Below are 25,257 nucleotides of genomic sequence, written 5' to 3' on the forward strand. Positions count from 1 at the left end.
ATGCGAATCTCCTGTCCCCATTGCGGCGACCGCGACCGGCGCGAATTCACGATCCTCGGCGACGCCGATCCGGTGCGGCCCGACGGCATGGATGACGATGCCGGTGCGATGCTTGAGTATGTCTACCAGCGCACCAATCCGGCCGGCTTGCTTCGCGAATACTGGTATCACGGCGCGGGCTGCCACGCCTGGCTGGTGGTGGAGCGGGACACCCGCACGCATGCGGTGACCGGTGTCGTGACCGCGCGGCAGGCCGCGATCGAACGCGGGCGGGGAGGGCGCTGATGGCCCATCGTCTCCCGTCCGGCGGGCGCATCGATCGTACGCGGCCCCTCTCTTTCACGTTCGACGGCAACAGCCACAAGGGCTTCCACGGCGACACGCTGGCATCGGCGCTGCTGGCCAATGACGTGCGGCTGGTGGGGCGGTCGTTCAAGTATCACCGGCCGCGCGGAATCCTCTCGGCGGGCAGTGAGGAGCCGAACGCGCTGGTCGAATTGCGCATCGGAGCGCGGCGTGAGCCGAACACCCGCGCCACGACCGTCGAGCTTTACGATGGCCTTGAAGCCGCGTCGCAGAACCGCTGGCCGTCGCTGCGATTCGATCTTCTGTCGATGACCGCGCCGCTATCGCCGTTCATGGGTGCGGGCTTCTACTACAAGACCTTCATGTGGCCGGCTTCATTCTGGGAAAAACGGTACGAACCGATGATCCGCCGCGCCGCGGGACTGGGCCGCGCCGCCGCTCTGCCGGACCCCGACCATTATGAAAAGGCGTATCTGTTTTGCGATGTGCTGGTGATCGGTGCGGGGCCCGCCGGACTTGCGGCAGCGCTGGCCTCAGGCCGTTCCGGGGCTCGCGTGGTGCTATGCGATGAAAGTTTCGAGCTGGGCGGCCGGCTGCTGGCCGAGCGCGGGGCGATCGACGGTGAAACCACCGATTCATGGCTCACTTCGGTAACGGCCGAACTTGCGTCGCTGCCCGAGGTGAAACTGATGCCGCGGGCCACCGTGTTCGGTGTCTATGACGGCGGTACCTATGGGGTGCTGGAGCGGGTGGCCGATCATGTGCCTGTGCCACCGCAATTCCAGCCCCGTCAGCGCTACTGGCAGATCGTTGCAAAGCGGGCGGTGCTTGCAACCGGCGCGATCGAGCGTCCGATTGTGTTCGGCGGCAACGACCGGCCGGGCGTGATGCTGGCAGGGGCGGTCCGGACTTACGTGAATCGCTTCGGTGTCGTGCCGGGCCGGCAATGCGTGGTCGTCACGACAGGCGACGATGGCTGGCGAACCGCCGAGGATTTGAGCGACGCGGGCAGTCACGTTGCCGCAATCGTCGACGCACGGCATGACGTCAGCCCGGCCCTGCAAGCGGTCGCTGACAGCGCCGGGATTCGTGTAATGCTGGGCGCGCAGGCGCAGGCCGTGCACGGACGCACCTCGGTCAGCGGGATCGACATTGTGCTCGGGAACGGCAAGACCGAGCATCTGCACTGCGACCTGGTTGCGATGTCCAACGGCTGGAATCCCGCGATACACCTCACGACGCATCTCGGCGGCAAACCGTCATGGGACGAGACGCGCCACGCCTTCCTGCCGCCTCAACAATTGCCGGCGGGATTGTCGGTTGTCGGCGCGGCCGCCGGCGCATTTGGTCTGGCGAGCGCAATCGACGCAGGCGGAGCCGCCGGCGTCACCGCTGCGGGTGATTGCGGCTTCGAGGCGAAGCCGCTGCCGCGCGTGACCGCGGACGTCGTGCACTCCGGTGGGGCCCCGATCTGGGTTGCTCCCTCCGGCAAGGGCAAGGCTTTCGTCGACTTCCAGAACGACGTGACCACCTCGGACCTGCATCTCGCGCATCGCGAAGGCTTCCGGGCGGTCGAGCACCTGAAGCGCTACACGACGCTCGGCATGGCGACGGACCAGGGCAAGACGTCGAATGTCGCGGGCCACGCGATGATGGCAGCGCTCTGCGGGCATGACATCGCGCGTTCCGGGACCACGGTGTTCCGTCCGCCCTATACGCCGGTCGCAATCGGTGCGCTCGCGGGGCATCATCGCGGCAAGGATTTTCGCCCCTACCGGCTGACACCGTCACATCGCTGGGCGCAGGAGCAGGGCGCGGTGTTCGTCGAGACCGGGCTGTGGCTGCGCGCTCAATATTTCCCGCAAGCGGGCGACCGTGACTGGCTCGATGCCGTGATCCGAGAGGTCAATGCGGTGCGCAGAAGCGTCGGCGTGTGTGACGTGTCTACGCTCGGCAAGATCGACATCCAGGGTAGCGATGCCGCGGAGTTCCTCGACCGCGTCTACATCAACGGCTGGACCAATCTGCCCGTCGGCAAGGCCCGCTACGGCCTGATGCTGCGCGAGGATGGTTTCGTGATGGACGACGGCACCACCTCGCGCCTTGCCGACACGCATTTCGTGATGACCACCACGACCGCCAATGCGGCGCGGGTCATGCAGCATCTCGAATTCTGTCATCAGGCGCTGTGGCCCTCGCTTGACGTGCGCATGGTGTCGGTGAGCGAGCAATGGGCGCAGTTTTCCGTTGCCGGGCCGCGTTCGCGCGACGTGCTGCGCGGCGTTGTCGATCCCGAGCACGACCTGTCGAACGAGACGTTTCCCTATCTCGCCGCGCGGCGGGTGACGGTCGCTGGCGGAATCGAGGCGCGTCTGTTCCGGATTTCGTTTTCCGGCGAACTCGCCTACGAACTCGCCGTGCCGGCATCGTATGGTGATGCCGCGGTCCGCGCGATCATGGAAGCGGGCAAGCCCCATGGCATCCGTCCGTACGGCACCGAGGCGCTCGGCGTCATGCGGATCGAGAAGGGCCATGTCGCCGGCAACGAATTGAATGGCCAGACCACAGCCTTCGATCTCGGCCTGGGGCGCATGATGTCGAAAAAGAAGGATTATATCGGCCGCGTCATGGCGGCGCGGCCGGCGCTGCTCGATCCGGAGCGGCTGCGGTTCGTCGGCTTCCGCGCCATCGACCCGGCAAACCGGCTGCGTGCCGGTGCGCATTTTGTCGCGGCCGGCCGGGCTGCGACGGCGGAGAATGACGAGGGCTTCATGACCTCGGTCGCCTGGTCGCCCGAGTTGAAGCACTGGGTCGGTCTCGGCCTCCTGAAGCGCGGTCCCGAGCGGATCGGCGAGCGCCTCCAGTGCGTCGATCCGTTGCGCGATGCTGCTTTCGACGCAGAGGTCTGTTCGCCGGTCTTCATCGATCCGGGCGAGGAGCGGCTGCGTGTCTGAAGCGGGATCCGCATGGAAGAGAATGGGTGCGTGGACCGGCATCGCCATGCCGGGGCTGCCGCACGTGCCGGTATCCGATCCCGGTGTGGTCATCACGCCGCGGCACGACGTCTCGATGGCCTTCGTGATCGGGGATCACGGTGATCGCGCGGCGCTGGACCGCGTCCTGTCGACGCGATACGGAATCGCACCTCCGCACGTCCCGCAGGTAACACGCAGCGCGTTGCTCGATCTGGTCTGGGCCGGTCCGTCGCAATGGCTTGCCGTATCTACCCGTCCGCAGATGCCGTCCGGACTTGCCTCCGAACTGGCAGGCGTCGCCGCGGTCACCGACCAGACCGATGCTCGGGCGCTTCTGCGACTCAACGGGCGCAATGTCCGCGACGCCCTGGCAAAGGGATGCCCGGTCGACCTGCATCCGAGGGCGTTCCGCCGTGGCGATACCGCCATCACCGCGATCGGGGGGATTGGCGTTCAGTTCTGGTGGGCCGATGTCGACGATGCGCTGCACCTCGCGGTACCGCGCAGCATGGCGGGCAGCTTCTGGTCGTGGCTTCTGCCGTCGACGCAGGAATTCGGCGTCGAAGTGCGCGCAGCGGTCGGTCGCTAGACCGGAAGCATTGCGCTGCGGTGTTGCGGGCCGCGCCGGTAAACCTGCCTGCCGGCAATATAGGTTGCCTGCACCGCGCGGTCGTCGCCCAGCGTCATCTGGATGAACAGGGCTTCTTCGAAATCCTTGGCGAATTGCATCCGATATTCGATAATCGGGGTGGACTTCATGTCCAGCACGACGAGATCGGCTTCCATGCCCGGCGCGATGCTGCCGATCTTGTCTTCGAGATACATGGCATGCGCGGTTCCGCGCGTCGCAGTATAATAGGCGTGGCCCGCGGACAGCGCATGGCCGTTGAGCTGCGCGGCCTTGTAGGCCTCGTTCAGCGTGACAAGAATCGAGAAGGATGTGCCGGCGCCGAGATCGGTGCCCAGTCCGACGCGGACCGGACGGTCGCTACGGACCGCGCGGGCGATGTCGAAATATCCGCTGCCCAGGAAGAAGTTCGACGTCGGACAATGTGCGATCGCCGCTCCGGTGCGGTGCATCACCGTCATTTCTTCCTCGGTCAGGTGAACGCCATGACCGAAGACCGACCGTGGCCTGCATAACGAATAATGATCATAGACGTCCAGATAGCCGTTGCGGCCGGGGAACAATTGCCTGATCCAGGCGACTTCACTCTCGTTCTCGGAAATGTGAGTTTGCATGAAGCATTCCGGATGCTCGCGGCAGAGCGCACCCGCCGCCTCGAGCTGTTCCGGTGAACTCGTGCCAGCAAAACGTGGAGTGATCGCATACATCAGGCGCCCGCGATTGTGCCACTTCGCGATCAGGGCCTTCGATTCATCGTAGCTGGTCCGGGGTGTATCGAGAAGTTTCTCGGGCGCATTGCGGTCCATCATGACCTTTCCGGCGGCGAGCCGCATGCCGAGCTTTTCGGCCTCCTCGAACAGTGCGTCCACCGATTGCGGATAGACCGTGCAATAGACGCAGCCGCTGGTGATGCCGTTCCTGAGATTCTCGCGCAGGAACACTTTCGCCACGTCGCGCGCGAATTCCTTGTCCGCGTATTTCTGCTCCGTCGGAAACGTGTAGCGGTTCAGCCAGTCGAGCAATTGCGCGCCCGCGGCGGCGATCATCGGGGTCTGCGGAAAGTGGACATGGCTGTCGATGAAGCCGGCGGAAATCAGCGCGTCTGCGCCGTAGTTGGTCACCGCAATGCCCGGCGGCAGGTTGGGCTCGATCGTCGCGGCCGGCCCGAATTGGGTGATCAAGCCATTCTCCATGACCACGATCGCATCGGGTTCATGCACCATCGTGCCTTCCAGGCCGTGCCTGTAGGGGTCGCCGGTGAAGGTGAGAACTGGGCCACGGATCGCTGTCGGCATTCGAATCCTCTGCAAAGGATGTCCGCTCCGTCAGCTACTCTGGCTCAATTGGGAAGGAAACCCCCGGACGACCGGAATGAGCGCCGGGGCTTCACAAACCGGCTCGCATTGGATATCCCGGGACGAAAGGTTTCAGCATGAGTATGCCCATGCGGGCCGGTCCCCGGAACGGTCCGCTCGATCCCGGTGCAAAGGTCCCCCGCAGTCGCGGGCTGTTTTTTGTGGCCTGGCGTGGGCTGTTTGTTGCGGTTCGGGCGCTTGTTCTGTTGCTGCTCGCAATCTGGACGGTTCTCGCGATCTACTATTCCAATCTGCCCTGGGGCTGGCTGCGACTTGCGGTGGCGCTCGCATTCGCGGCGTTCGCGATATGGGCCTTGTTGCTGTCGCGACCGCGGCGAAGACTTGCCTTCCTTGCGGCATTCCTGGCTGTGGTGGCCTGGTGGATCGCCATCCCGGCTTCGCATGATCGGCCATGGCGGCCGGAAGTGGCAGTGATGCCGCGTGCCATCATCAATGGCGACAACGTGCGGATAACCAATGTCCGCGATTTCACCTATCGCAGCCGGCACGATTTCGACGTCCGTTATGAGGATCGCGAAGTCCAGCTTTCGCATCTCACCGGCATCGATTTCTTCATCTCCTACTGGGCCGAAGGACCAGTCGGTCACACCTTTCTCAGTTTCATCTTCGACAATGCACCGCCGCTCTCGATCTCGATCGAGACGCGGCCGGAGATCGGCGAAGGGTTCGATCCTCTGGCATCGATCTTCAAGCAGTTCGAGCTGATCTATGTGGTCGGCAGCGAGCGCGATCTGGTCGCTTCGCGGCCCAAGCACCGCAACGAGGCCACCTATCTGTATCGCCTGAACGCGTCGCCCCGCGATGCGCGTGCGCTGTTCATGGTCTATCTGGAGCGGATCAACGAGCTTGCCGACCGGCCGGAATGGTACCATCTGCTCACCAATAGCTGCACGATCAACATCATCCGTTACGCCAATGCCGCCGGGCGCGAGGGCCGCTTCGACATCCGGCATCTCCTGAACGGGCTGATCGACAGCTATCTCTATCATTCGGGTCGCGTCGACACGACGCTGCCGTTCGACGAGTTGCGGCGGCGTTCGCTGATCAACGCGGCGGTGGTGGCGGCGGGCGACGCGCCGGACTTTTCCGACCGCATCCGCAAGGGCCTGCCGACGATGCCGCAATAGCGGGCGTGCGTTGCGCTATGCGGCGGAAGCCGATTTCGGTGGCGCGTCGGGGTCGCCCAGCAATTCGGAAATCCACAATGTGGACGGGTGCTGTGCGCAGAAGGTCAGGATCGCAATGGTAATCGGCACGCCGATGAAGGCGCCGAACAGCCCCCACATCCAGGTCCAGAAGAATACCGAGAGCAACACGATGAAAGGGGAGACGGCGAGAGCGCTGCCGGATACGCGCGGCTCGACATAGCTGCCGATCACGAACTGGACGACGTTCAGACAGGCGAACACAAGCAGGGCCGCTTGCCAGGACTCGAACTGGCCGAGTGCGTAGAATGTCGGAAACACGGTCGCGATGAACGGGCCAATGAAGGGGATGTAGTTCAGTGCGAACGCGATCACGCCCCATTCTGGCGCGAGCGCGAGCCCGGAAAACGCAGCGATCGCCCAGACCGTGGCTCCGGTGGCGATGCTCATCCATGTCCGGATCATCATGTAGCGACGGAACCGTTCCGCGGTCGCGCGGCTGCCTTCGATCAGGACCCGCGCCGGAACGACGCCCATCAAGGTCCTGATCTTGCTCTCGATGGTACGCACCTCGAGCAGCCCGAGGATCACGTAGACCGCGACCACGAGCCAGAATGTGATGGTGGTATTGACCCGCCCGGTGACGCTTTGCAGCGTGCCGATCAGCCATCGAAGGTTGAAATGCTCCGCCCACATGCCGGCGATGACGATTCCGTGTCCTTCCAGCCAGAGCGCGGCGTGATCGTAGAGGGACTGAAAGCGTGGGGCCTCCGCGACGATGGCGCGGACGACGCGGCTGAAGCCCCACGCCACGATCGAGGTGAAAGCGAAGAATGCCACGACGATCAGGCACATCACCAGCGCGAGAGCGAGAAGCTGCGGCAGCCGGTGTTGCAGCCGGTCCTGAATCGGCCAGACCAGCGCGATGATGAAGAGTGCGCAGGCGACCGGCGCGAATACGCTGGTCGCGAGATAGAGCGCGGCGCAGACCGCGATGACCGCCATGATGCCGGCATAGGTCGAAAGCCTGGCGGAAGCATGCGGAACGGAGGATTGGTCAGTCATCAGGCGATCATCGTGTCGATTGCTCACGTCCACGCAGCCTGCAATCATCCGTGCGTGCTGGCAATTCCAAATCGATGCCCGGGTCCGCGATATTCGCGACATGGTGTCGGGATCGCACGTCCGGCTTGCGAACGGGCATCGCGTCGGTAGACTGCTCCCGTGATCGTGTCGCGCTGCTTTCAAATTTTTGAAACTGGGGAGAATTCATGCGCCATTTCTTCGCCGTTGCCATGATCCTCGCGCTGTTCGTCGTCCCTGGGCGCACCGAAACGCCGGAGGAATGGGCGGCCCTCGGTGCGCGCGTCCATGGTGGTTACGGCGCCTTCATTCCCCTGGGCATCAAGATCGGGCTGGATGCGCGGCAAAGACTGAAGGCAGGCCCCCGCGAGTTGTCTGTGCTTTATTTCGATAACCCGAAGGCACCCTGCGCCCGCTTCGCGGACGGGATTGCGATCGCCACCACAGCCTCGCCCGGTCAGCGAAGTCTCATCATGGCTCCCGAAAAGGCGCCCGATGCCGCTGCGGCGGTCATCGTGATCCGACCGCGCAAGGCAGGCACGGGGGTCAAATACACGATTCCCATGGCTTCGCTGCCCAAGCTTGCGGCGATCAACAAGGGGCAGCCCGACCCGATCGCGCGCCACGAGGCTGTGATGGCAATGGACGGACTGTTCGAGGTGACTGCAGTCGACTGAACGCTCTGGCGGCGTCTATTTCTGCAGCATGACACTCCACAATTGCTGCGCGCCGCCGCCGAACGCGTACAGCACGAGAAAATAATACACGACATACAGATTGTAGGTCTGCCCGTTGCCGGTATAGAGGCTCCGGCTCCGCTCGGCGGCGAACGCCGCCACCGCGGCTGTCTCGCCCCAGAATCGCGCGGCCACGGACGGCGTGAGCGCGGTGCAGATGCCTTGAGCGAAGCTGTAGATGCCCATCGATGCCACACGCGGATCGGCGGAACGCGACCGAAGCAGCCACAATATCCCGAACAGGATCGCAGCGATTGCGACCGCGACAGCCATCACCGGTACCGGATTCCAGTACGCGTAGATCAGTTCAAGTGACATGCCATCCCAGCGCAGTGTGGCGGCGAATTGCGGGTCGATCGCCCGCGAGACCGGATCGATCAGCAGCTTCGGGAAGAACGACATCACCAGAATGCCGGCAACCAGCAGATATTGCGGGATCAGGATCGCAACCGGCGCGTCGGCCATGGCAGCCGAAGGACGCTTCGGCGCGCCGAGGAAGATCGCCTGGATGAAACGCGCCATATAGAGAAACCCGACAAAGGTGGCGAGCAGCGTCAACAGCGCCGGCATGTACCAGCCCTTTTCCATCATGGCGCTCAGCAGCAGCCATTTGCCGCCGAAGCCCGCGAGCGGCGGCAGGCCCGACATCGCGACGATGGCAATGGCCGCGAGCAAGAAGGTCTGCGGCATGGCGCGTGCGAGACCGCCGAGGTCGGAAAGCAGCCGCGTGCCGGTGCGCAGGATGAGCGCGGCGGCGGCGAGAAACAGGATGCCCTTGACCAGAAGGTGGTTGGCGACGAGGTACAGCGCCGTGACCCAGCCGAGATGGCTCATCAGCGCGATCGCGGCGACGATATAGCCGAGCTGGCTCATGCTGGAATAGGCGAGCATGCGCTTGATGTCGTCCTGCCGCACGGCCAGCAGCGCACCGGCGAGCGTGGTGAGCATCCCGATCCAGCCGAGCAGATGCGCCAGTCCCAATCCGGCCGCGGACCGGATCGCGACATAGGTCCCGACGAACAGGCCGAAGATCGCGACCTTGCTGATGACGGCAGAGAGCAGCGCGGACACGTCATCGTCGGCCTCCGCATAGGTATCGGGCAGCCAGACATGGACGCCGACCGCGCCGGCCTTGATCAGAAGACCGATGGCGAGAAGCACGAAGACCGGGGCCACGTCGGGACCGCCGGTGCGGAACGACGACAGCGAGATGTTGCCGGTGACCGCGTGCATGATCGCAAATCCGGCCAGCAGGAAGAAGGCGGCGGCCAGCGAGAACAGCAGATAGCGGAGCGCGTGCGGAGCAGCGGTGCGACGCTGAAGAACGAGAAAGTAGGACGAGAGCGTGATCAGTTCCCAGACGAAGAGGAATTCGAGACTTGTGGCCGCGCGCGGCAGCGCCGGGAGCGCGAGCAGCATGACCGCCAGCAGCGGATAAAATCCCGGGCGCGGATCGGATCGGGCGAGGCAGCCGATCGACACCACCAGTCCGCCGGCGAGCAGGATGACCGCATAGATCCGGACCATCCCCGACAGATCGCGGATGAGCCACAATCCGCCGGCCAGAACGATCGCGAGCGCGACAATGCCCTGAACGCGTGGTGGAAGGCTGTGAAGCAGCCAGACCGCCAATCCTGCCGCGAGCGGCAGCGCCACCCACAATACGTCGATCCCGGCAAGACGCGCGGCGATGACGCCGCTGATGAACAGCAGAGCCGTCATGCCGTAGACTGGAAACAGGCTGGGCGCGCTTTCGAACCGGGTTTCGGATGCGCCATGTGCATGCACCGAATGCCCGAACCAGCGAAACATGTAGGCGGCTTCGAGCAGCGAGCCGAGCAGAATGATCGCGATGAAGACATATCTCTGCTCCGTCGCGAGCGTCAGGATCAGCTGCCATTTCGCGAAGAAGCCGGGGAACGGAGGAAGCCCCGAAATTGCAAGGATGAAGATGCCGAATACCACCATCGCCGAAGGACTGCGGGCGATTGCCGTCCAGTCGCGCAGGCGAGCCTTGCCGACATGGAAGGCGAGCCAGAACAGGCCGACCTTGGCGAACAGGTGGTTGACGAACAGCCCGCCGATCACAAGCAGCATGGTGGCTTCGGTGGCGCGGCCATGCAGCAATACGGCAGCCATGATCAGCAGCGACATCTGGCCGATCGACGAATAGCCCAGCAGGCGCTGCGCTTTGGTTTGCCGCAATCCGATCAGGTTGGAAAACACGAAGGTGATGGCGGCGAGGACGGCGATCAGCGTCAGCTGGTGCTCGAACAGCGGCAGCAGCTTCAGCAGCGCGAAGAATACGCCGGCGGAAACGCCGCCCGAGATGAGGGCCGCAACATCGGGCCGCGCGGTCTCGTAGACATCGAGCCCCCAGCCATTGGCCGGGAACGGCTTCAGTTCCAGCAACAGACAGGCGAGCAGGAAGCTCAGCCCTGCAACGCCGATGGGACCGGCGATGGCGGCACGGCCGGCGATCAGATCGTCGATGTTGAGAAGGCCGGTCACCGCATAGAGCAGCATGGTGCCAAGGAGGAAGAAGCCGGACGCCAGCACCGTCGCCATGAGATATTTGAAGGTGGCGGACAAGGCGGCCGGGGTGTGCCGCAGGCTGAGCAGTCCATAGGTCGCGATCGAGACGATTTCCAGGAATACGAACAGGTTGAAGAGGTCGCGGGTCATGACCATGCCCTGGATGCCCATGACGATGAGCAGATAGAGCAGTACGATTCCGTACTTCTCGCGCACGATGTAGGCCGCCCCGAACAGGGCAACGAGGTTCACGCTGAAAACAAACAGCGCTTCCGGCAGCCCGAGCCGCAGGTTGATGGCGACGGGCGGCTTCGCTCCTCCGGTCAGGATTTCGATCGGGGGCGCGCCCTGAATGAGCGCGACCAGAGCCGTGCCCGAGATCACGGTCATCGCCGCCAGCGCGAGCATGAGGGCGGCCGCGACCGCGTTCGCGCTGATGCGATAAAGCAGCGGGATCAGGAAGGCGCCGCCGAGTCCGACGATGAAGATGTTCAGCGGATGCAGCAGTCCCTCTACCATTTCGACTCCGTGAAGGCGTCGATCGAGAGCGTTTTCCTGGCATCGTAAAGCCGGATCGCATAGGCGAGCATCACCGCCGTCACTGCAAGCCCGATCACGATGGCGGTGACAACCAGCGCGGACGGCACCGGATCGACCGCGCGGGTCGACGCCTCGGCGATGCTCAGCGCGCGGTCGATGATCGGTGCGGTGCCGCCGCGGACATAGCCGACCGCCACGATGAGGATGTGCGTACCGGTGCCGATCAGCGACAGCGAGATGATGATGCGCAGGATGTTGCGATGCGTGAGCACGCCCCAGAATCCGACCAGCATCAGGGTGAGCCCGGTGGTCAGCACGATGGTGGAAATCATGATTGGCCTGTGCGCATGAAATGGAGGGTCAGCGCCGGAAACGGTCGAGAATGACGGCAAGCTCGCATCCGACCTTGACGCCGAGCAGCACCGACAGCACAGGGATGGCGCCGGCGCTGAAGAAGGCGCCGAACTGGCCGAGCGGCAGCACCCGGTTGTCGAGAAAGCCGCCGGCGAAGATCAGGCCGGCAATTCCGACGAGAACGAACAGCACGCCGGCAACGGATTCGGTGATGCTGAGGAAGGCGGCATTGAGCGCGTGCGAGGGGTTCGCGAGCAGGAGCAGCAGCACGGCGGACGCGATCACGGCGCCGCCCTGAAATCCGCCGCCGGCCGAGATATGCCCGTTCATGATGATATAGGCCGCGAAGATCGCAATCAGCGGCACCATGATCTGTGTCGCGCTCTGCACGATTTCTGAAGCAGGCGTTGCCGGTTCGCTCTCCGCCTCCGCGCCCGAATCTTTGGTGGATGCGCCGAGCACGAGTCCGACACCGGCCGCTACCATGAACAGGACCGCGACTTCGCCCAGCGTATCGAAGGCGCGGTAGGTGAGCAGGATGCCGGTGATCACATTCGGCGCGCCGAGATCCTGCGGCACCAGCTGGATATAGCTCTCCGCCAGCGGGCGCAGCGCCTGCTGTTCAGTATAGCCGATCGCGATGCTCGCAAAGATCAGCGCGACCAGGGCAACCGCTGCCGCCGCCAAAGCGCGCTGCATCAGGCGCCGTCCCGGACGGGGGTTGCCGCAGCGGGCGTCTCCGGCTCGGTCTTTCCGGCCATCGGGATGCCGATCCTGCGCGCCGCGCGCGCCAGCGCGTGCGATGACACCGGATTGGTCATGAACACGAAATAGATCAGGATCACCAGTTTCAGGGTCCAGCCCGGATGATAGAACGCGATGCCGATCAGGATCAGCGCATTGCCGAGCGTGGATGCCTTGGTGCCGGCCTGCATGCGGGTGAAAGCGTCCGGCATGCGCAACATGCCAAGCCCGGCCGAGAAGTGGAAGAATGCGCCGATCAGGATCAATATGCTTCCGGTCAATTCGGCCATGGCTCACTCCTTCGCGCCCGCGGTCCTGCGGATCGCATAGAGGAAGATGAGCGTGGAAAGCCCCGAGCCGATCGAGGCTTCCGTCATCGCCACGTCGGGCGCGCCGAGCAGCACATAGCAGACGGCAGCGAACAGCGTTGCGAGCCCGCCGCTCACCGCTGCGGCAAGCACGTTCTTGAGAGTGACCGCGAGAATGCCGCTGACAACGATGGCGCCGCAGATGAGGCATACGAGAAGTTCGAGCATGACATTACAGCCCGCGTTCGAGATAGCGCGCGGTCGCGACCACGGCGAGGAAGCTCAGCACGCCATAGACCAGCGCCACATCGAGATAGACGAAACGGCCGGCGACATGAGCGTAGAGCGCGATCATCGAAATCGAGATCACGGTGAGAAGATCGACCGCGGCGATCCGGTCCACGATCGTATGGCCCATGATCAGCCGCAGCACCGCAAAGACGATGGCAAAGAAGATCAGTGCGCCGGCACACAGCAGGATGGTGTCAGCCAAAGGTCTTCTCCAGGTCGGGTTCGAACGGGCTGACGATGATGCGGGTTGCCTGCTCCGGGTCGGTGGTTCGTACATCGAGCCAGTGTACGGTCAGGGTATCGCCATCCAGATCGACGACCAGTGATCCCGGTGTGAGCGCAATGGAATTGGCCAGCGCCAGCCGGCCGACCGGTGTCTTCAGCCGCGTCCTGACCTTGACGATCCCGGGATTGATGACGATGCGCGGCGAATAGACATAGCGCAGCATGTTGAGGTTGGCGCGCACCATCTCGACGAGGAATACGCCGGTATAGCGGATGAAATGCAGGAGACGCGCAGGCGTCAGCCGGATGTCTGTCCACGCCGGGAAGTGGCGCACAAAGACAAGGGCCAGCAATGCGGAGATGCCGGCTCCTGTCAGGATCGATTCAATGGCAAGGGATGAATTGGCGGCGAACCAGATGACGGTCAGCAGCAGCCACAGCCACAAGAAGCCGCGTGGCTTTCTCGGTCCGGGATGGTCCGAAGCCATGTCCCAGCGACTCCCCAATCCCGATGGTGACGATGGCTGACGTTAGTTCTCGGGGCATTGAAAATCAACATATCGGAGTCGCCTCTGCCCGCTGTTCTCATGCCTTTGTCCGCCGCGTTTCAGCTTGTGGCGTCGTCGATTTTGTATCACAAGGCCGGACATAAGCCTGTTGTCGAGAGCCGTTGAGCCGGGATTTGCGACATGATCTTTGTGCGCGCAAAGCGCTTCGCCTGCCATGCTGCACTGGCGGTTGCCGTCGGGTCTTCTGCCGTCGGGTCCGTTCACGCCATGCCGCCCGTCATCAAAATGGCTCCGACGGCCGGTAGCGACGTGCTGCTTGTGCAGGCGCGGACCAACCAGAATACCGATGCCCAGATATTCTTTGTGCGCGGCCTCGCCCACGTGTTCTCGCGTGGCATGGACGAGATGGCGGCGAAGCTTCGCGCGCAGGGCTTCAACCCGCAGGTGGTTGGCCACCGGCAATGGCAGGCCACCGCGGATACCATCGCGCAAGCCTATCGGTCAGGCCAGACCGCGCCGATCATTCTCGTCGGGCATTCGCTTGGCGCCAACAACGCGGCGCGCATGGCGACGCGTCTGCAGGGAAAGGGCGTACCGGTTGCGTATCTCGCCACCTTCGACCCGACCCAGACCTTTACCGTGCCCGGAAATGTCCGCTATTTCGCAAACTTCTATCAGAACAACGGGTTCGGCCGCAGGGCGTCGTTTGCGCCGTCGCGGCACAAGGAGAAAGTCAACCTCAACCTGACTTCGAGCCCGGGTCTCAACCACCGCAACATCGACCAGTCGCGACGACTTCAGGACATTGTGATCGCACGGGTGCTGGCGATCACGGCCAGATAGTGTACCGCCAGCGGACTGAAAATCCGCGACGACATGGTTCAGGCTGTCACAAAAGCGAAATCCTCGCCTGTCATTTGCGGCCTTACGATACACAGCCATGCCAAGGTCGGGGTGGTGGGGGGTGCGAGCTCTGAAAAACAACATGTGAATTCGAATTTGATGCCGAGCAAATGCCCTCCTGAAGAAGTTCGGCATCTTGGTCATTTGAAGAAAGCCCATTCCACGAGAGGCGGATCACTCGAAAGTGTGAACGCGCCTGGACAGCAGTGACGTGATGAGTCATCCGAGCTTGCCATCCTCCAATACCGCTCGTGCCGAGGTCCTGGTGGACCTCGCGTTACAGGGCGGCGGCTCGCATGGCGCCTTCGCGTGGGGCGTGCTGGACCGGCTCCTTGAAGAACCATGGCTCAAGATCGAGGGCGTCTCCGGCACATCGGCCGGGGCGATGAACGCTGCCCTGCTGGCCGACGGCTTTGCCGCCGGCGGAGCGGAGGGGGCGCGGAAGGCGCTCGATAATTACTGGCAGCATGTGTCAAAGGCTGCCCGCTTCAGCCCGTTTCAGCGCGGTCCCGTCGACCGCCTGCTGGGCCGCTGGTCGCTCGACCATTCGCCGATGTTCGTGTTCATGGACATGATGTCCCGGCTGTACTCGCCATACGACCTCAATCCGTCGGGCTTCAATGCGCTGGCGCCGATCCTGGCCGAGCAGATCGATTTCGACCGGCTGCGCAACTCTCCGATCAAGGTGTTCATCACAGCGACCAATGTCCGCACCGGTCGTCCGCGCATCTTCCGAAACGCCGACATCACACCCGATGTGCTGATGGCCTCGGCCTGCCTGCCGACCATGTTCCAGGCGGTGGAGATCGACGGCGAGCCGTATTGGGACGGCGGCTATTCGGGCAACCCCACCATGGCCCCGCTGGTCAACGAACTCAGCTCCGACGACACCATTCTGATCCCCATCAATCCGGTCGAAAGACCGGGCACGCCAAAGACCGCGCACGACATTCTCAACCGCCTGAACGAGGTGTCGTTCAACGCCGTCCTGATCAAGGAGCTGAAGATGATGGCGCTGCTGCGCAGGGTCGCCGATATCGAGACCGGCGAGGGCGCTGCATGGGGCCGGATGCGCGTTCACATGGTGCGCAACCGGATCATGGACAAGCTCGGCGCGTCCTCCAAGCTGAACGCCGAATGGGAATTCGTCAGCATGTTGCGCGAGGAGGGCCGCAATGCCGGGGAGGAATTCCTGGCGACGCATGCGGACGACATCGGCAAGCAATCCACGCTCGATATCGACCGGCTGCTCGCCGAGATGAAGTGATCCATGGGCCTGCTCGGAATCCTGATCGCGCTCGCGTTTCTGATCGCCGTTGCCTATCGCGGCTGGAGCGTGCTGCTGCTCGCGCCGCTCTCTGCGCTGATCGCGGCCTGGTTCTCCCGCGAGCCCCTGCTCGCGCACTGGACCCAGACCTTCATGGGCAGCGCGGCGCAGTTCATCGCGCAGTTCTTTCCGATTTTCCTGCTCGGGGCGCTGTTCGGAAAGCTGATGGACGACAGCGGATCGGTGCAGGCGATCGCGCGCGGCATGACCGGCGCGCTGGGCACCAGGCGCGTGATTCTCGCCGTGGTGCTGGCCGGCGCCATCGTCACCTATGGCGGCGTCAACGTTTTCGTTGCCTTTTTCGTGCTTGGACCGATGGCGATGTCGCTGTTCCGGTCGGCCGACATTCCGCGGCGGCTGATGCCGGCGACGATCGCGCTCGGGTCCATGACCTTCACAATGACGGCCTTGCCGGGCACGCCAGCGGTGCAGAATGCGATCCCGATGCCATTTTTCGGTACCACGCCATTCGCCGCGCCGGGCCTCGGCATCATCGCTTCGGCGGTCATGCTTGGCTTCGGATTGTGGTGGCTCATGCGCGCGGAAACGAAAGCGCGCCGCACGGGCGAGGGCTTTGCAAGCCGCAGCGTCGAGGGCAGTGCGGAAAGATCAATCGCCGACGACCCGTTCCTGCGCGAGCGGGCCACCGCTTCCCATGAATTCGATCCCGCGGAGCTGAACCGCGGTCAGCACAGCCATTCCGCCCCGGGACCTCTGGTCGCCGCGATTCCGCTGATTGTCGTGGTGCTGGTGAATCTCCTGATGTCGTTCGTCGTCCTGCCGCGCATGGATTTCTCCTTCCTGTCCGAGGAGCGCTGGGGTGGCACCTCGCTGTCGGCGGTCGCGGGCGTGTGGTCGGTCGCGGTTGCGCTCGCGGCCGGCGTCCTTGTGCTGCTGGCCCTCAACTTCCGCAGAATGCCGTCGATCCGCGAAAGCATGGATTCCGGTGCCAACGCCTCGGTCCTTCCGCTCCTGACGGTGGCGAGTCTCGTCGGCTTCGGCGCGGTCGTCGCGGCTCTGCCCGCCTTTGCGATGGTGCGCGAATGGGTGCTGTCGATCGAGGGCGGTCCGCTGGTGTCGCTTGCCGTGGCCACCAACATCCTCGCCGCACTCACCGGATCGGCCTCCGGCGGACTTTCAATTGCCCTTGATGCCCTTGGCGAGACCTATATGCGCCTCGCCGCCGAACAGGGCATCGATCCGGCTCTGCTGCACCGCGTTGCGGTAATCGGTGCGGGAACGCTGGATTCGCTGCCCCATAACGGTGCCGTGATCACGCTGCTCGCGGTCTGCGGCACCAACCACAAGGAAAGCTATTTCGATATCGTGATGGTCGCGATTGTAGGAGCCATCGCTTCGCTCGCGGTTGTTATCCTGCTTGGTTCGGTGCTGGGATCATTCTGATGCCCGCCGGGGAAACATTCCGAAGGCGCCGGCTGGCCAGGTTGCGGTGCGGGCGCTCTTGGCGGTTCCATTTTTTCCTGCCACGTTCGTGACGGGCGTATCCCGGGACCGGGATGCTGCGAAGGGAGGGGAGATGCGTATGCTTTCGGCCAGCCGTGCTCATGGAGCGCGCAGGACGAGATATGCCGGCCTGTTGATCGTTGCATTGCCGCTGGTTCTCGGCGCCTGCTCGCGCGAGGAAGAGAAGGTCGAGCCGGAAATCCGTCCGGTCCGCGCGCTCAAGGTGGAGCGGCGCGACGCCGGGGTCCCGATCACGCTGACCGGCCGCATCGCCGCCGAAGACGAAGTGTCGTTGGCGTTTCGCATTTCCGGCCGCATGACCAAGATGGATGTCAATGTCGGGGACCGGCTGACGGCGGGTCAGGTTGTCGCTCAGCTCGATTCGGTGAACGAGCAGAATGCGCTGCGCACCGCGCGTGCCAATCTCACCGCCGCGCAGGGCCAGTTGACGCAGGCGCGCAATCATTTCGAGCGGCAGGATACGCTGCTCAAGCAGGGCTGGACCACGCGCGTCAATCACGAACAGGCCACGCAGGCGCTGCAGACCGCGGAATCCGCGGTCGAGGCCGCCGAAGCGCAACTCAGGACCGCGGAAGACCTCGTCGGGTTCACGGAATTGAAGGCCGATGCACCCGGCGTCGTCACCGCAATCGGCCCGCGCGCCGGCGAGGTGGTGCAGGTCGGCCAGATGATCGCGCGCGTTGCGCGTCAGGATGGCCGGGATGCCGTGTTCGATGTGCCGGCGCAAATGATCCGCGCAGCGCCCAGCGATCCGCGGATCACCGTGTCGCTGAGCGACGATCCCAAGGTGACCGCCGAGGGCCGCGTGCGCGAGGTCGCCCCGCAGGCTAATCCGGTGACGCGGACCTTCGAGGTCAAGGTCGGGCTGACCAATCCGCCGGAGGCCATGCGGCTCGGCGCCACCGTGATCGGCCGCATGGAATTGCCGGCGTCATCGGTGTTCGAAATTCCCGCCAGTGCGCTGACGCGCTCCAATCAGCAGGCCTCGGTCTGGATCGTCGATCCGAAGAAGAACACCGTCTCGCTGCGGCATGTCGATGTGGTGCGGTTCGACCAGAACCAGGTGTCGGTGGGATACGGGCTTGAAAATGGCGACGTGGTCGTGACCGCCGGCGTCCAGGCGCTGCATCCGGGTCAACAGGTCCGCCTGCTCGGAATGAGCCCGAGAACAAATCCATGAGCTTCAATCTGTCCGAGTGGGCGCTCAAGAACCGCTCGATCACCATCTATCTGATGATCATCGCGGTGCTGGCGGGCGTTGGGTCCTATTTCAAGCTCGGCCGGGCCGAAGATCCGACCTTCATCATCAAGACCATGGTGGTGTCCGCGGCCTGGCCCGGTGCCACCGTCGAAGAGACGCTGAAGCAGGTTACCGAGCGGCTTGAGCGCAAGCTGCAGGAAACGCCACACCTCGATTTCCTGCGCAGCTTCACCCGCGCCGGCGTCACCACGATTTTCGTGAATCTGAAAGGCTCGACCACGGCGAAGCAGGTGCCCGACGTCTGGTACGACGTGCGCAAGAGTATCGGCGACATCCGGCATACGCTGCCGGCCGGGGTCGTCGGGCCCGGCTTCAATGACGATTTCGGCGACACTTTCGGCATCATCTATGGCTTCACCGCGGACGGATTCACGCACCGCGAATTGCGGGACTATGTCGAGAGGGTTCGTTCCGAACTCCTGCATGTCGCCGACGTGTCCAAGATCGAGATTCTCGGCGCGCAGGACGAGCGCATCTTCGTCGAGTTCTCGACCAAGGATCTCGCCAATCTCGGACTGGACCGCTCGACGCTGATTGCCGCGCTGCAGGCGCAGAACGTGATTCAGCCGGCCGGCGCGGTACAGACCGAAACGGAGACCCTGCAGCTTCGCGTCTCCGGCGCCTTCCAGTCCGAGGACGACGTCCGCAACATCAATTTCGTGGTCGGCGGACGCGTGCTGCGGCTGGCCGATATCGCCAATGTGCGGCGCGGCTATGCCGACCCGCCGCAACCGATGTTCCGCGTCAACGGTGCGCCCGCGATCGGGCTGGCCATCGCGATGCGCGACGGCGGCGACATCCTGGCGCTTGGCAAGAATCTGACGAAGGCGATGACGCGCCTCAGCGCCGATCTGCCCATCGGCGTGGAGCCGAAGCTGGTCGCCGATCAGGCGGTCACGGTCGAAAGCGCGATTTCCGAATTCATGACCTCGCTGTGGCAGGCGGTCGGCATCATCCTGTTCGTGAGCTTCATCAGCCTTGGCGTGCGGCCGGGTCTCGTGATCGCGACCGCGATCCCGCTGACGCTCGCGGTGGTGTTCTCGGTGATGGAGATCGTCAATATCGACATGCAGCGCATCTCGCTGGGCGCGCTGATCATCGCGCTGGCGCTCATGGTGGACGATGCCATGACCACGACCGACGCCATGCTGACGCGGCTCGCGGCGGGCGACAGCAAGGTGGAGGCGGCGACATTCGCCTTCCGCACCTACGCCTTTGCCATGCTGGCCGGCACCCTGGTGACGATTGCGGGCTTCGTACCGGTCGGCTTCGCCGCAAGCTCGGCCGGCGAATATACGTTCTCGCTGTTTGCGGTGGTCGCGATCGCGCTGGTGGTGTCGTGGTTCGTGGCGGTGCTGTTCGCGCCGCTGCTGGGCATCGCGATTCTGTCGCCGCCCAAACCCGGCAAGAGCTCCGAGCCGGGATTCGTGTTCCGCACCTACAAGGCGTTTCTGACCGGCGCGATCCGGGTGCGCTGGCTGACGATCGCCCTCACGATCGGGATGTTCGTGGCGTCCTTCCTGGCCATGCCGCTGATCCCGCGGCAATTCTTCCCGTCGTCAGACCGGCCGGAACTGCTGGTCGATCTCAGTCTGCCGCAGAATGCGTCGATCTATGCGAGCGAGGAGATCGCCAAGCGCTTCGACGCGGCGCTCAAGGACGACAAGGACCTCGACCGCTGGAGTACCTATGTCGGCCGCGGCGCGATCCGCTTCTATCTGCCGCTGAACGTCCAGTTGCCCAACAATTTCTTCACGCAAGCGGTGCTGGTGGCGAAGGATGTGCCGTCGCGCGAACGCCTGAAGGTCAAGCTGGAGAAACTGCTCGCCGAGGAGTTTCCGAGCGTCGTGGCGCGCGTTTATCCGCTCGAACTCGGGCCCCCGGTCGGCTGGCCGATCCAGTATCGCATCAGCGGCCCCGAGATTTCGAAGGTGCGCGAATATTCGCTCCAACTCGGCGAGCTGATGGCGAAGAACCCGCAAACCGTGAACATCAACTATGAATGGATGGAGCCCGCCCGCCAGTTGCGCATCCGCATCGACCAGGACGAAGCGAGGCTGCTGGGCCTGAGTTCGCAGGCGCTTGCCAACATCCTCAACACCGTGATCTCGGGCGTTTCGATCACGCAGGTGCGCGACGATATCTATCTGGTGGACGTGGTCGTGCGTGCAACCCAGGACCAGCGGGTCTCGGTCGACACCTTGCGCAATACCGCGATCCCGCTGCCGGGCGGGCGCACGGTGCCGCTGAGCCAGTTCGCCACCTTCGAATACGAGCAGGAATATCCGCTGGTGTGGCGGCGCGACCGGCTGCCGACGCTCACCGTGCATGCCGATCTGCGTCCCGGCGTCCTGCCCGACACCGTCGTATCGGCGCTCGCGCCGGAGATATCCGCCTTTTCCCGGTCGCTGCCGGCGGGATATCAGCTCGCGGTCGGCGGCACCGTCGAGGAAAGCGCCAAATCGCAGGCCTCGGTGCTCGCGGTCATTCCGGCGATGCTGCTCATCATGCTGACGGTGCTGATCTTCCAGCTTCGCAGTTTCCAGAGGCTGATCATCGTCCTGAGTGTCGCTCCGCTCGGCCTGATCGGCGTGGTGCTCGCGCTGCTGGCGTTCAACCGGCCGCTCGGCTTTGTCGCCATTCTCGGCGTGCTGGCGCTGCTCGGCATGATCACCAAGAACGCGGTGATCCTGCTGGGCCAGATCGATGCGGAACGCGAAGCCGGCAAGGATATCATGACAGCCGTGGTCGACGCCTCCAGCGCGCGCTTCCGCCCGATCATGCTGACCGCGATCTCCACCGTGCTCGGCATGATCCCGATCGCGCCGACTGTGTTCTGGGGACCGATGGCGTTCGCCATCATGGGCGGACTTCTGGTCGCGACCATCCTGACACTGATTTTCCTGCCGACGCTCTATGTCACCTGGTTCAGCCTGACGGAAAAGCGGGGCGAGGGCGCGGCGGCGACGCCGGCAACGTGAGGGACCGGACATGCGCGTCATCGTTTTGATCTTCGGTATGCTGCTTCCGGCTTCCGGCTTCGTGACGCTCACGCCGTCGCCGGCCGACGCGCAAAGCTCGATTCAGCGCCGTGCCGAACGCCCGCTGGTCCCGCGGTCCCAATCGCGGCGCCAGGCCGACCGTGCCGCGCCGCGAGTCTATGTGCCGGGCCACTGGGCATGGAATGCACGGCGCGGCCAGTATTCCTGGGTTGCCGGCCGCTGGGAACGTTATGATCGGAACCACGCCTTCGTCGGCGCAGGCCTTGGCTGGCGCGACGGCCAATGGAGCTTCGGTCCGACGCGCTGAAGCCGCCCGGATGGTGACGGGTCAGGCGGGATTGGCGTCACTCCGGGCCGGGCTTCCGATACGGGAGAGCGTCGGATCTCCGAATGACCGCTATTTCTCGCGGAAGGCGCGATTGAAATGGTCGGAGATCGGTTTCGCCAGATAGGAAATGACGGTCCGGTCCCCGGTCTGCACGAAGGCCTCGACCGGCATGCCGGGAACCAGCTTCACGTCGCCAAGCCTCGCCAGTTCGTCTGACGGCAGCGCAATGCGAATGGTGTAATAGCCGACCCCGGTGCGCTGGTCGGTCGTGATGTCGGCTGAGATGCGCGACACCGTGCCGTCGATTTCCGGCGTGCTCTGCTGGTTGAAGGCGGTGAAGCGCAGGGTGGCTTTCTGGCCGAGCTGGAGCTGGTTGATGTCCTGCGGGTTGACCTTGGCTTCGACGGTCAGGTTGTCCGCCGCCGGTACGATCAGCATGATCGCATCGCCGGCCGATATGACTCCGCCGACGGTATGCACATTGGACTGGAACACGGTGCCGTCCTGCGGCGAGCGGATGTCGATGCGGCGAAGCTGGTCTTCGGCCGTGACCTTGCGCTCGACGAACTCGCCGATCTTGGCGTCGACGTCGCGCATCTCCTTGGCCACCTCGCTCGACAATTCCTGGTCGATCTGGATGATCTGCAATTCCAGTTCCGAAATCTTGCCCTTGGCCTGGGCGGTGGTGGCGATCAGCTGGCCGCGCTCGCCCTGCAGTCGGATTGCTTCACGCTCGAGCTGGGTCAGCCGGTTCATCTGGATCAGGTTCTTCTTGAACAGATCGCGCACGCCCAGGAGTTCGCGCTCGATCAGCTCGATCTCGGTGGCCTTGGCATTCTGCTGCGCGGTCAGGCCCGCGATCTCCTCGTGCAATTGCCCGATCCGCTGGCGCAATTGCGATTTCTGGCCGGCACGGGCGGTGCGGCGCAATTCGAACAGCTTTCTCTCGCTGTCCATGATGTTTCGCACATCGGGATCGTCCGATCCGGCGAGCGCCTTCGGAAACGTGATCGCGTCCGCGCCGTCGCGCTCGGCTTCGAGCCGCGCCTTGCGGGCCGAAAGCTCGTTCAGCCCCTTGGTGACGATCGAGAGATTGGCGCGGGTGACGGTTTCGTCGAGCCGCACCACGATGTCGCCGGCCTTGACGGTGTCGCCGTCGCGCACGCGAACCTCGCCGACGATGCCGCCGGTCGGATGCTGCACTTTCTTCACATTGGAATCGACAACCACCTGGCCGGGCGCGATCAGCGCGCCGGACAATTGCGTGGTGCCGGCCCATCCGCCGAAGCCCAGAACCAGCACGGCGACCACGACGGTGCCGGCGACGATGTGGCGGCGGATCGAAGGCTGGGCTGCGGAGCGCTGGGTCATGCGGGAGCTCTTCCGGGAACGACTTGCAGGGGTTGCACGACGGGTGCGGGTTGCGGCGCCGGACGCTGCAGCACCTTGGCCAGCACCTGCTCTTTCGGGCCGACCGGATGCTGCATGCGTCCGCCGCCCATGACCAGGATCAGGTCGACGGCTTCCAGTGCGCTTGGACGGTGCGCCACGACGACGGCAATGCCGCCGCGCTGCCGGACGCTCATGACGGCGCGCGCCAGCGCCTCGTCGCCCTCGAAATCGAGATTGGAATTGGGCTCGTCCAGCACCACCAGAAACGGGTCGCCGTAGAGCGCACGGGCAAGCGCAATGCGCTGCGCCTGACCGGCCGACAGCGCGCTGCCCTGTTCGCCGACCTGGGTCTCATAGCCCTCGGGAAGCTTGACGATCAGATCGTGGACGCCCGCGGTCTTCGCGGCGGTCACGATTGCCTCCGGGCTCGGCTCGCGCTCGAAGCGCGAGATGTTCTGCGCCACCGAGCCGGCCAGCAATTCAACATTCTGCGGCAGGTATCCGACATGCCTGCCGAGCGCTTCCGGCATCCATTGGTCGAGCGCCGCACCATCGACCCGCACATGGCCGCGCAGCGGCTACCACAACCCGACAATCAGCCGGGCAAGCGACGACTTGCCGGACGCGCTCGGTCCGATGATGCCGAGGCCGTTACCGGCGCGCAGCACGAAGCTCACATCCTGCACGATGATCTTCTGCACGCCGGGCGGGGTGGCGGCCACGTTCTCCACCGCCAGGCTCGCCTTCGGCGCCTGCAGTGGCATCACGTCCTTCTGTGCCGGGAACAATGCGAGCAGCCGGTTCAGCCGGCCCCAGCTCTGACGCGCGGCCTGGAAACCCTTCCAGTTGGCGATCGCGAGGTCGACCGGCGCGAGCGCGCGCGCCGACAGGATCGACCCGGCGATGATGATGCCGGCCGAGGCCTGCTGGTTGATTACGAGCCAGGCGCCGACTGCGAGCACTCCCGACTGGATCATCATGCGCAGCGATTTCGAAATGGCGCCGAGCCCGCCGGACACGTCGCTCGACTTGCGGTGGCTCGACATGTAGCGGCGGTTGGCTTCGGCCCAGCGCGCCGAGATGCGCCCGAGCATGCCCATCGCCGAAATCGCCTCGGCATTGCGGATGGAAATCTCGGCAAGCCCGTTGCGCGCCACGGCGGCCTGCGTGGCGTCCTGCATGGGCTTCTTGGTCCAGACTTCGGTCAGGACGGTGAGGGCCACCAGAATGATGGCACCGAACAGCGCCGCCATGCCGATCCAGAAATGGAAGAACACGAAACAGATCGCGATGTAGATCGGCAGCCAGGGCAGGTCGAAGAATGCAATCGGACCCGAACCGGAGAGGAACGAGCGCACATTGTCGAGGTCGCGCAGCGGCTGCAGCCCGTCGCTGCGATTGCCGGCGCGCAGCGGGATTTTCACCAGCGTTTCATAGACGCGCCCGCTCAGCGCCTCGTCCAGGCTCGCCCCGATCCGCACCATCAGGCGCGAGCGGATGATGTCGATGATCGCCAGCATGCCGAACAGGAAGGCGGCGATCACGCAAAGCCCGATCAGCGTCGGAACCGAGCGGCTCGGCAGCACCCGATCGTAGATTTCCAGCATGAAAACCGAGCCGGTCAGCATCAGCACGTTGCTGACGGCGGAAAACAGCGCGATCGAGATCAGCGCGGTCCGGCAGGCGGAAAGCGCTGCCGAAAGCTCGGATTGGGGGGAGGCGGGAGCCGCGGGACGTTGCATGGGGTTCGACTTGTCAGGGTGCCGCCCGGTTCCGGATCGGCGGGCCGAAGACCTCCATCAT

At 64.3% G+C, this 25,257-nt stretch carries 21 protein-coding genes and 1 pseudogene; 11 read left to right on the forward strand and 11 right to left on the reverse strand.

The genetic code is table 11. The annotated features are described in order from the left end of the window. From AB7F49_RS17040 to AB7F49_RS17050, 3 genes are read left to right on the forward strand one after another with little or no spacing between them, the layout of a single operon-like run. Positions 1–285 (forward strand): sarcosine oxidase subunit delta, encoded by a 285-nt coding sequence (locus AB7F49_RS17040; RefSeq protein WP_428524412.1) that lies wholly within the window; start codon positions 1–3, stop codon positions 283–285. Beyond that, positions 285–3,260, forward strand: coding sequence for a sarcosine oxidase subunit alpha family protein (locus AB7F49_RS17045; RefSeq protein WP_428524414.1), 2,976 nt, complete (start codon positions 285–287; stop codon positions 3,258–3,260). The genes AB7F49_RS17040 and AB7F49_RS17045 overlap by 1 nt, the downstream gene beginning before the upstream one ends. Continuing rightward, positions 3,253–3,870, forward strand: coding sequence for a sarcosine oxidase subunit gamma (locus AB7F49_RS17050; protein ID WP_428524416.1), 618 nt, complete (start codon positions 3,253–3,255; stop codon positions 3,868–3,870). The genes AB7F49_RS17045 and AB7F49_RS17050 overlap by 8 nt, the downstream gene beginning before the upstream one ends. On the opposite strand, the gene guaD is transcribed toward AB7F49_RS17050, so the two are convergent. Next, complete coding sequence (guaD, locus tag AB7F49_RS17055; RefSeq protein ID WP_428524418.1) at positions 3,867–5,204, reverse strand: guanine deaminase; 1,338 nt, start codon at positions 5,202–5,204, stop codon at positions 3,867–3,869. The genes AB7F49_RS17050 and guaD overlap by 4 nt on opposite strands. A 137-nt stretch (positions 5,205–5,341) precedes the next feature. Here guaD and AB7F49_RS17060 point away from each other — a divergent pair, with 137 nt between their 5' ends. Beyond that, positions 5,342–6,412, forward strand: a complete 1,071-nt coding sequence (locus AB7F49_RS17060) for a DUF4105 domain-containing protein (protein WP_428524420.1) — start codon at positions 5,342–5,344, stop codon at positions 6,410–6,412. A gap of 15 nt (positions 6,413–6,427) precedes the next feature. Here AB7F49_RS17060 and AB7F49_RS17065 read toward each other — a convergent pair whose 3' ends face one another. Then, entirely contained in the window at positions 6,428–7,495 is a 1,068-nt protein-coding gene (locus tag AB7F49_RS17065; RefSeq protein ID WP_428524422.1) for an AI-2E family transporter, read from the reverse strand. Positions 7,496–7,701: 206 nt separating this feature from the next. Between AB7F49_RS17065 and AB7F49_RS17070 the strand changes: the two genes are divergently transcribed. After that, the gene (locus AB7F49_RS17070) at positions 7,702–8,190 is read left to right on the forward strand and encodes an FmdE family protein (protein WP_428524423.1); all 489 of its coding nucleotides are present in this window, start codon (positions 7,702–7,704) and stop codon (positions 8,188–8,190) included. Positions 8,191–8,205: 15 nt separating this feature from the next. On the opposite strand, the gene AB7F49_RS17075 is transcribed toward AB7F49_RS17070, so the two are convergent. Genes AB7F49_RS17075 through AB7F49_RS17105 form a run of 7 tightly spaced genes read right to left on the reverse strand, consistent with a single transcriptional unit; the run spans position 8,206 to position 13,735 of the window. After that, positions 8,206–11,304, reverse strand: a complete 3,099-nt coding sequence (locus AB7F49_RS17075; protein WP_428524425.1) for a complex I subunit 5 family protein — start codon at positions 11,302–11,304, stop codon at positions 8,206–8,208. Continuing rightward, on the reverse strand, positions 11,298–11,657 hold the full coding sequence (locus tag AB7F49_RS17080) for a sodium:proton antiporter (RefSeq protein WP_428524427.1): 360 nt from the start codon (positions 11,655–11,657) through the stop codon (positions 11,298–11,300). The genes AB7F49_RS17075 and AB7F49_RS17080 overlap by 7 nt, the downstream gene beginning before the upstream one ends. Before the next feature lie 28 nt (positions 11,658–11,685). Continuing rightward, a complete protein-coding gene (mbhE, locus tag AB7F49_RS17085) occupies positions 11,686–12,378 on the reverse strand; it encodes a hydrogen gas-evolving membrane-bound hydrogenase subunit E (protein WP_428524429.1) in 693 nt (230 codons plus the stop codon). Then, the gene (gene mnhG / locus AB7F49_RS17090) at positions 12,378–12,713 is read right to left on the reverse strand and encodes a monovalent cation/H(+) antiporter subunit G (RefSeq protein WP_428524431.1); all 336 of its coding nucleotides are present in this window, start codon (positions 12,711–12,713) and stop codon (positions 12,378–12,380) included. Before mnhG ends, mbhE begins: the two co-directional genes overlap by 1 nt. A gap of 3 nt (positions 12,714–12,716) precedes the next feature. After that, positions 12,717–12,959 (reverse strand): hydrogenase subunit MbhD domain-containing protein, encoded by a 243-nt coding sequence (locus AB7F49_RS17095; RefSeq protein ID WP_428524433.1) that lies wholly within the window; start codon positions 12,957–12,959, stop codon positions 12,717–12,719. Positions 12,960–12,963: 4 nt separating this feature from the next. Continuing rightward, the gene (locus AB7F49_RS17100) at positions 12,964–13,224 is read right to left on the reverse strand and encodes a monovalent cation/H+ antiporter complex subunit F (protein WP_428524435.1); all 261 of its coding nucleotides are present in this window, start codon (positions 13,222–13,224) and stop codon (positions 12,964–12,966) included. Beyond that, positions 13,217–13,735 carry a Na+/H+ antiporter subunit E gene (locus AB7F49_RS17105; protein ID WP_428524437.1) on the reverse strand — a complete coding sequence of 173 codons (519 nt, stop codon included), beginning with the start codon at positions 13,733–13,735 and terminating at the stop codon, positions 13,217–13,219. Before AB7F49_RS17105 ends, AB7F49_RS17100 begins: the two co-directional genes overlap by 8 nt. Positions 13,736–13,936: 201 nt before the next feature. On the opposite strand from AB7F49_RS17105, the gene AB7F49_RS17110 reads away from it, so the two are divergent. The 6 genes from AB7F49_RS17110 to AB7F49_RS17135 all read left to right on the forward strand — a co-directional run bounded on the left by AB7F49_RS17110 (position 13,937) and on the right by AB7F49_RS17135 (position 22,041). Next, positions 13,937–14,599: a thioesterase domain-containing protein gene (locus AB7F49_RS17110; RefSeq protein WP_428524439.1), complete on the forward strand. Its 663-nt coding sequence runs from the start codon at positions 13,937–13,939 to the stop codon at positions 14,597–14,599. 274 nt (positions 14,600–14,873) lie between these two features. Beyond that, positions 14,874–15,926, forward strand: coding sequence for a patatin-like phospholipase family protein (locus AB7F49_RS17115; RefSeq protein WP_428524440.1), 1,053 nt, complete (start codon positions 14,874–14,876; stop codon positions 15,924–15,926). 3 nt (positions 15,927–15,929) lie between these two features. Further along, positions 15,930–17,390: a GntP family permease gene (locus AB7F49_RS17120; RefSeq protein ID WP_428524442.1), complete on the forward strand. Its 1,461-nt coding sequence runs from the start codon at positions 15,930–15,932 to the stop codon at positions 17,388–17,390. 139 nt (positions 17,391–17,529) lie between these two features. Continuing rightward, entirely contained in the window at positions 17,530–18,651 is a 1,122-nt protein-coding gene (locus AB7F49_RS17125; protein WP_428524468.1) for an efflux RND transporter periplasmic adaptor subunit, read from the forward strand. Continuing rightward, positions 18,648–21,713 carry an efflux RND transporter permease subunit gene (locus AB7F49_RS17130; RefSeq protein WP_428524444.1) on the forward strand — a complete coding sequence of 1,022 codons (3,066 nt, stop codon included), beginning with the start codon at positions 18,648–18,650 and terminating at the stop codon, positions 21,711–21,713. The genes AB7F49_RS17125 and AB7F49_RS17130 overlap by 4 nt, the downstream gene beginning before the upstream one ends. Before the next feature lie 10 nt (positions 21,714–21,723). Continuing rightward, positions 21,724–22,041, forward strand: coding sequence for a hypothetical protein (locus tag AB7F49_RS17135; protein ID WP_428524446.1), 318 nt, complete (start codon positions 21,724–21,726; stop codon positions 22,039–22,041). A gap of 90 nt (positions 22,042–22,131) precedes the next feature. On the opposite strand, the gene AB7F49_RS17140 is transcribed toward AB7F49_RS17135, so the two are convergent. Further along, positions 22,132–23,433, reverse strand: coding sequence for an HlyD family type I secretion periplasmic adaptor subunit (locus AB7F49_RS17140; protein ID WP_428524448.1), 1,302 nt, complete (start codon positions 23,431–23,433; stop codon positions 22,132–22,134). Next, positions 23,430–25,196 (reverse strand): annotated as a pseudogene (locus AB7F49_RS17145) (type I secretion system permease/ATPase). Before AB7F49_RS17145 ends, AB7F49_RS17140 begins: the two are co-directional and overlap by 4 nt. Positions 25,197–25,257 lie beyond the last annotated feature (61 nt).

Source organism: Pseudorhodoplanes sp., from assembly GCF_050250235.1.
Classification (GTDB): domain Bacteria; phylum Pseudomonadota; class Alphaproteobacteria; order Rhizobiales; family Xanthobacteraceae; genus Pseudorhodoplanes.

Excerpts from the sequence above, each read along its gene's own strand:
- AB7F49_RS17065 (WP_428524422.1), bottom strand. The coding sequence starts at position 7,495 with ATGACTGACCAATCCTCCGTTCCGCATGCTTCCGCCAGGCTTTCGACC.
- AB7F49_RS17075 (WP_428524425.1), bottom strand. The coding sequence starts at position 11,304 with ATGGTAGAGGGACTGCTGCATCCGCTGAACATCTTCATCGTCGGACTC.
- AB7F49_RS17140 (WP_428524448.1), bottom strand. The coding sequence starts at position 23,433 with ATGACCCAGCGCTCCGCAGCCCAGCCTTCGATCCGCCGCCACATCGTC.
- AB7F49_RS17110 (WP_428524439.1), top strand. The coding sequence starts at position 13,937 with ATGATCTTTGTGCGCGCAAAGCGCTTCGCCTGCCATGCTGCACTGGCG.
- AB7F49_RS17040 (WP_428524412.1), top strand. The coding sequence starts at position 1 with ATGCGAATCTCCTGTCCCCATTGCGGCGACCGCGACCGGCGCGAATTC.
- AB7F49_RS17115 (WP_428524440.1), top strand. The coding sequence starts at position 14,874 with ATGAGTCATCCGAGCTTGCCATCCTCCAATACCGCTCGTGCCGAGGTC.
- AB7F49_RS17125 (WP_428524468.1), top strand. The coding sequence starts at position 17,530 with ATGCTTTCGGCCAGCCGTGCTCATGGAGCGCGCAGGACGAGATATGCC.
- AB7F49_RS17045 (WP_428524414.1), top strand. The coding sequence starts at position 285 with ATGGCCCATCGTCTCCCGTCCGGCGGGCGCATCGATCGTACGCGGCCC.
- AB7F49_RS17095 (WP_428524433.1), bottom strand. The coding sequence starts at position 12,959 with ATGCTCGAACTTCTCGTATGCCTCATCTGCGGCGCCATCGTTGTCAGC.
- guaD (WP_428524418.1), bottom strand. The coding sequence starts at position 5,204 with ATGCCGACAGCGATCCGTGGCCCAGTTCTCACCTTCACCGGCGACCCC.
- AB7F49_RS17105 (WP_428524437.1), bottom strand. The coding sequence starts at position 13,735 with ATGGCTTCGGACCATCCCGGACCGAGAAAGCCACGCGGCTTCTTGTGG.
- AB7F49_RS17060 (WP_428524420.1), top strand. The coding sequence starts at position 5,342 with ATGAGTATGCCCATGCGGGCCGGTCCCCGGAACGGTCCGCTCGATCCC.
- mnhG (WP_428524431.1), bottom strand. The coding sequence starts at position 12,713 with ATGGCCGAATTGACCGGAAGCATATTGATCCTGATCGGCGCATTCTTC.
- AB7F49_RS17130 (WP_428524444.1), top strand. The coding sequence starts at position 18,648 with ATGAGCTTCAATCTGTCCGAGTGGGCGCTCAAGAACCGCTCGATCACC.
- mbhE (WP_428524429.1), bottom strand. The coding sequence starts at position 12,378 with ATGCAGCGCGCTTTGGCGGCGGCAGCGGTTGCCCTGGTCGCGCTGATC.
- AB7F49_RS17135 (WP_428524446.1), top strand. The coding sequence starts at position 21,724 with ATGCGCGTCATCGTTTTGATCTTCGGTATGCTGCTTCCGGCTTCCGGC.
- AB7F49_RS17080 (WP_428524427.1), bottom strand. The coding sequence starts at position 11,657 with ATGATTTCCACCATCGTGCTGACCACCGGGCTCACCCTGATGCTGGTC.
- AB7F49_RS17120 (WP_428524442.1), top strand. The coding sequence starts at position 15,930 with ATGGGCCTGCTCGGAATCCTGATCGCGCTCGCGTTTCTGATCGCCGTT.
- AB7F49_RS17070 (WP_428524423.1), top strand. The coding sequence starts at position 7,702 with ATGCGCCATTTCTTCGCCGTTGCCATGATCCTCGCGCTGTTCGTCGTC.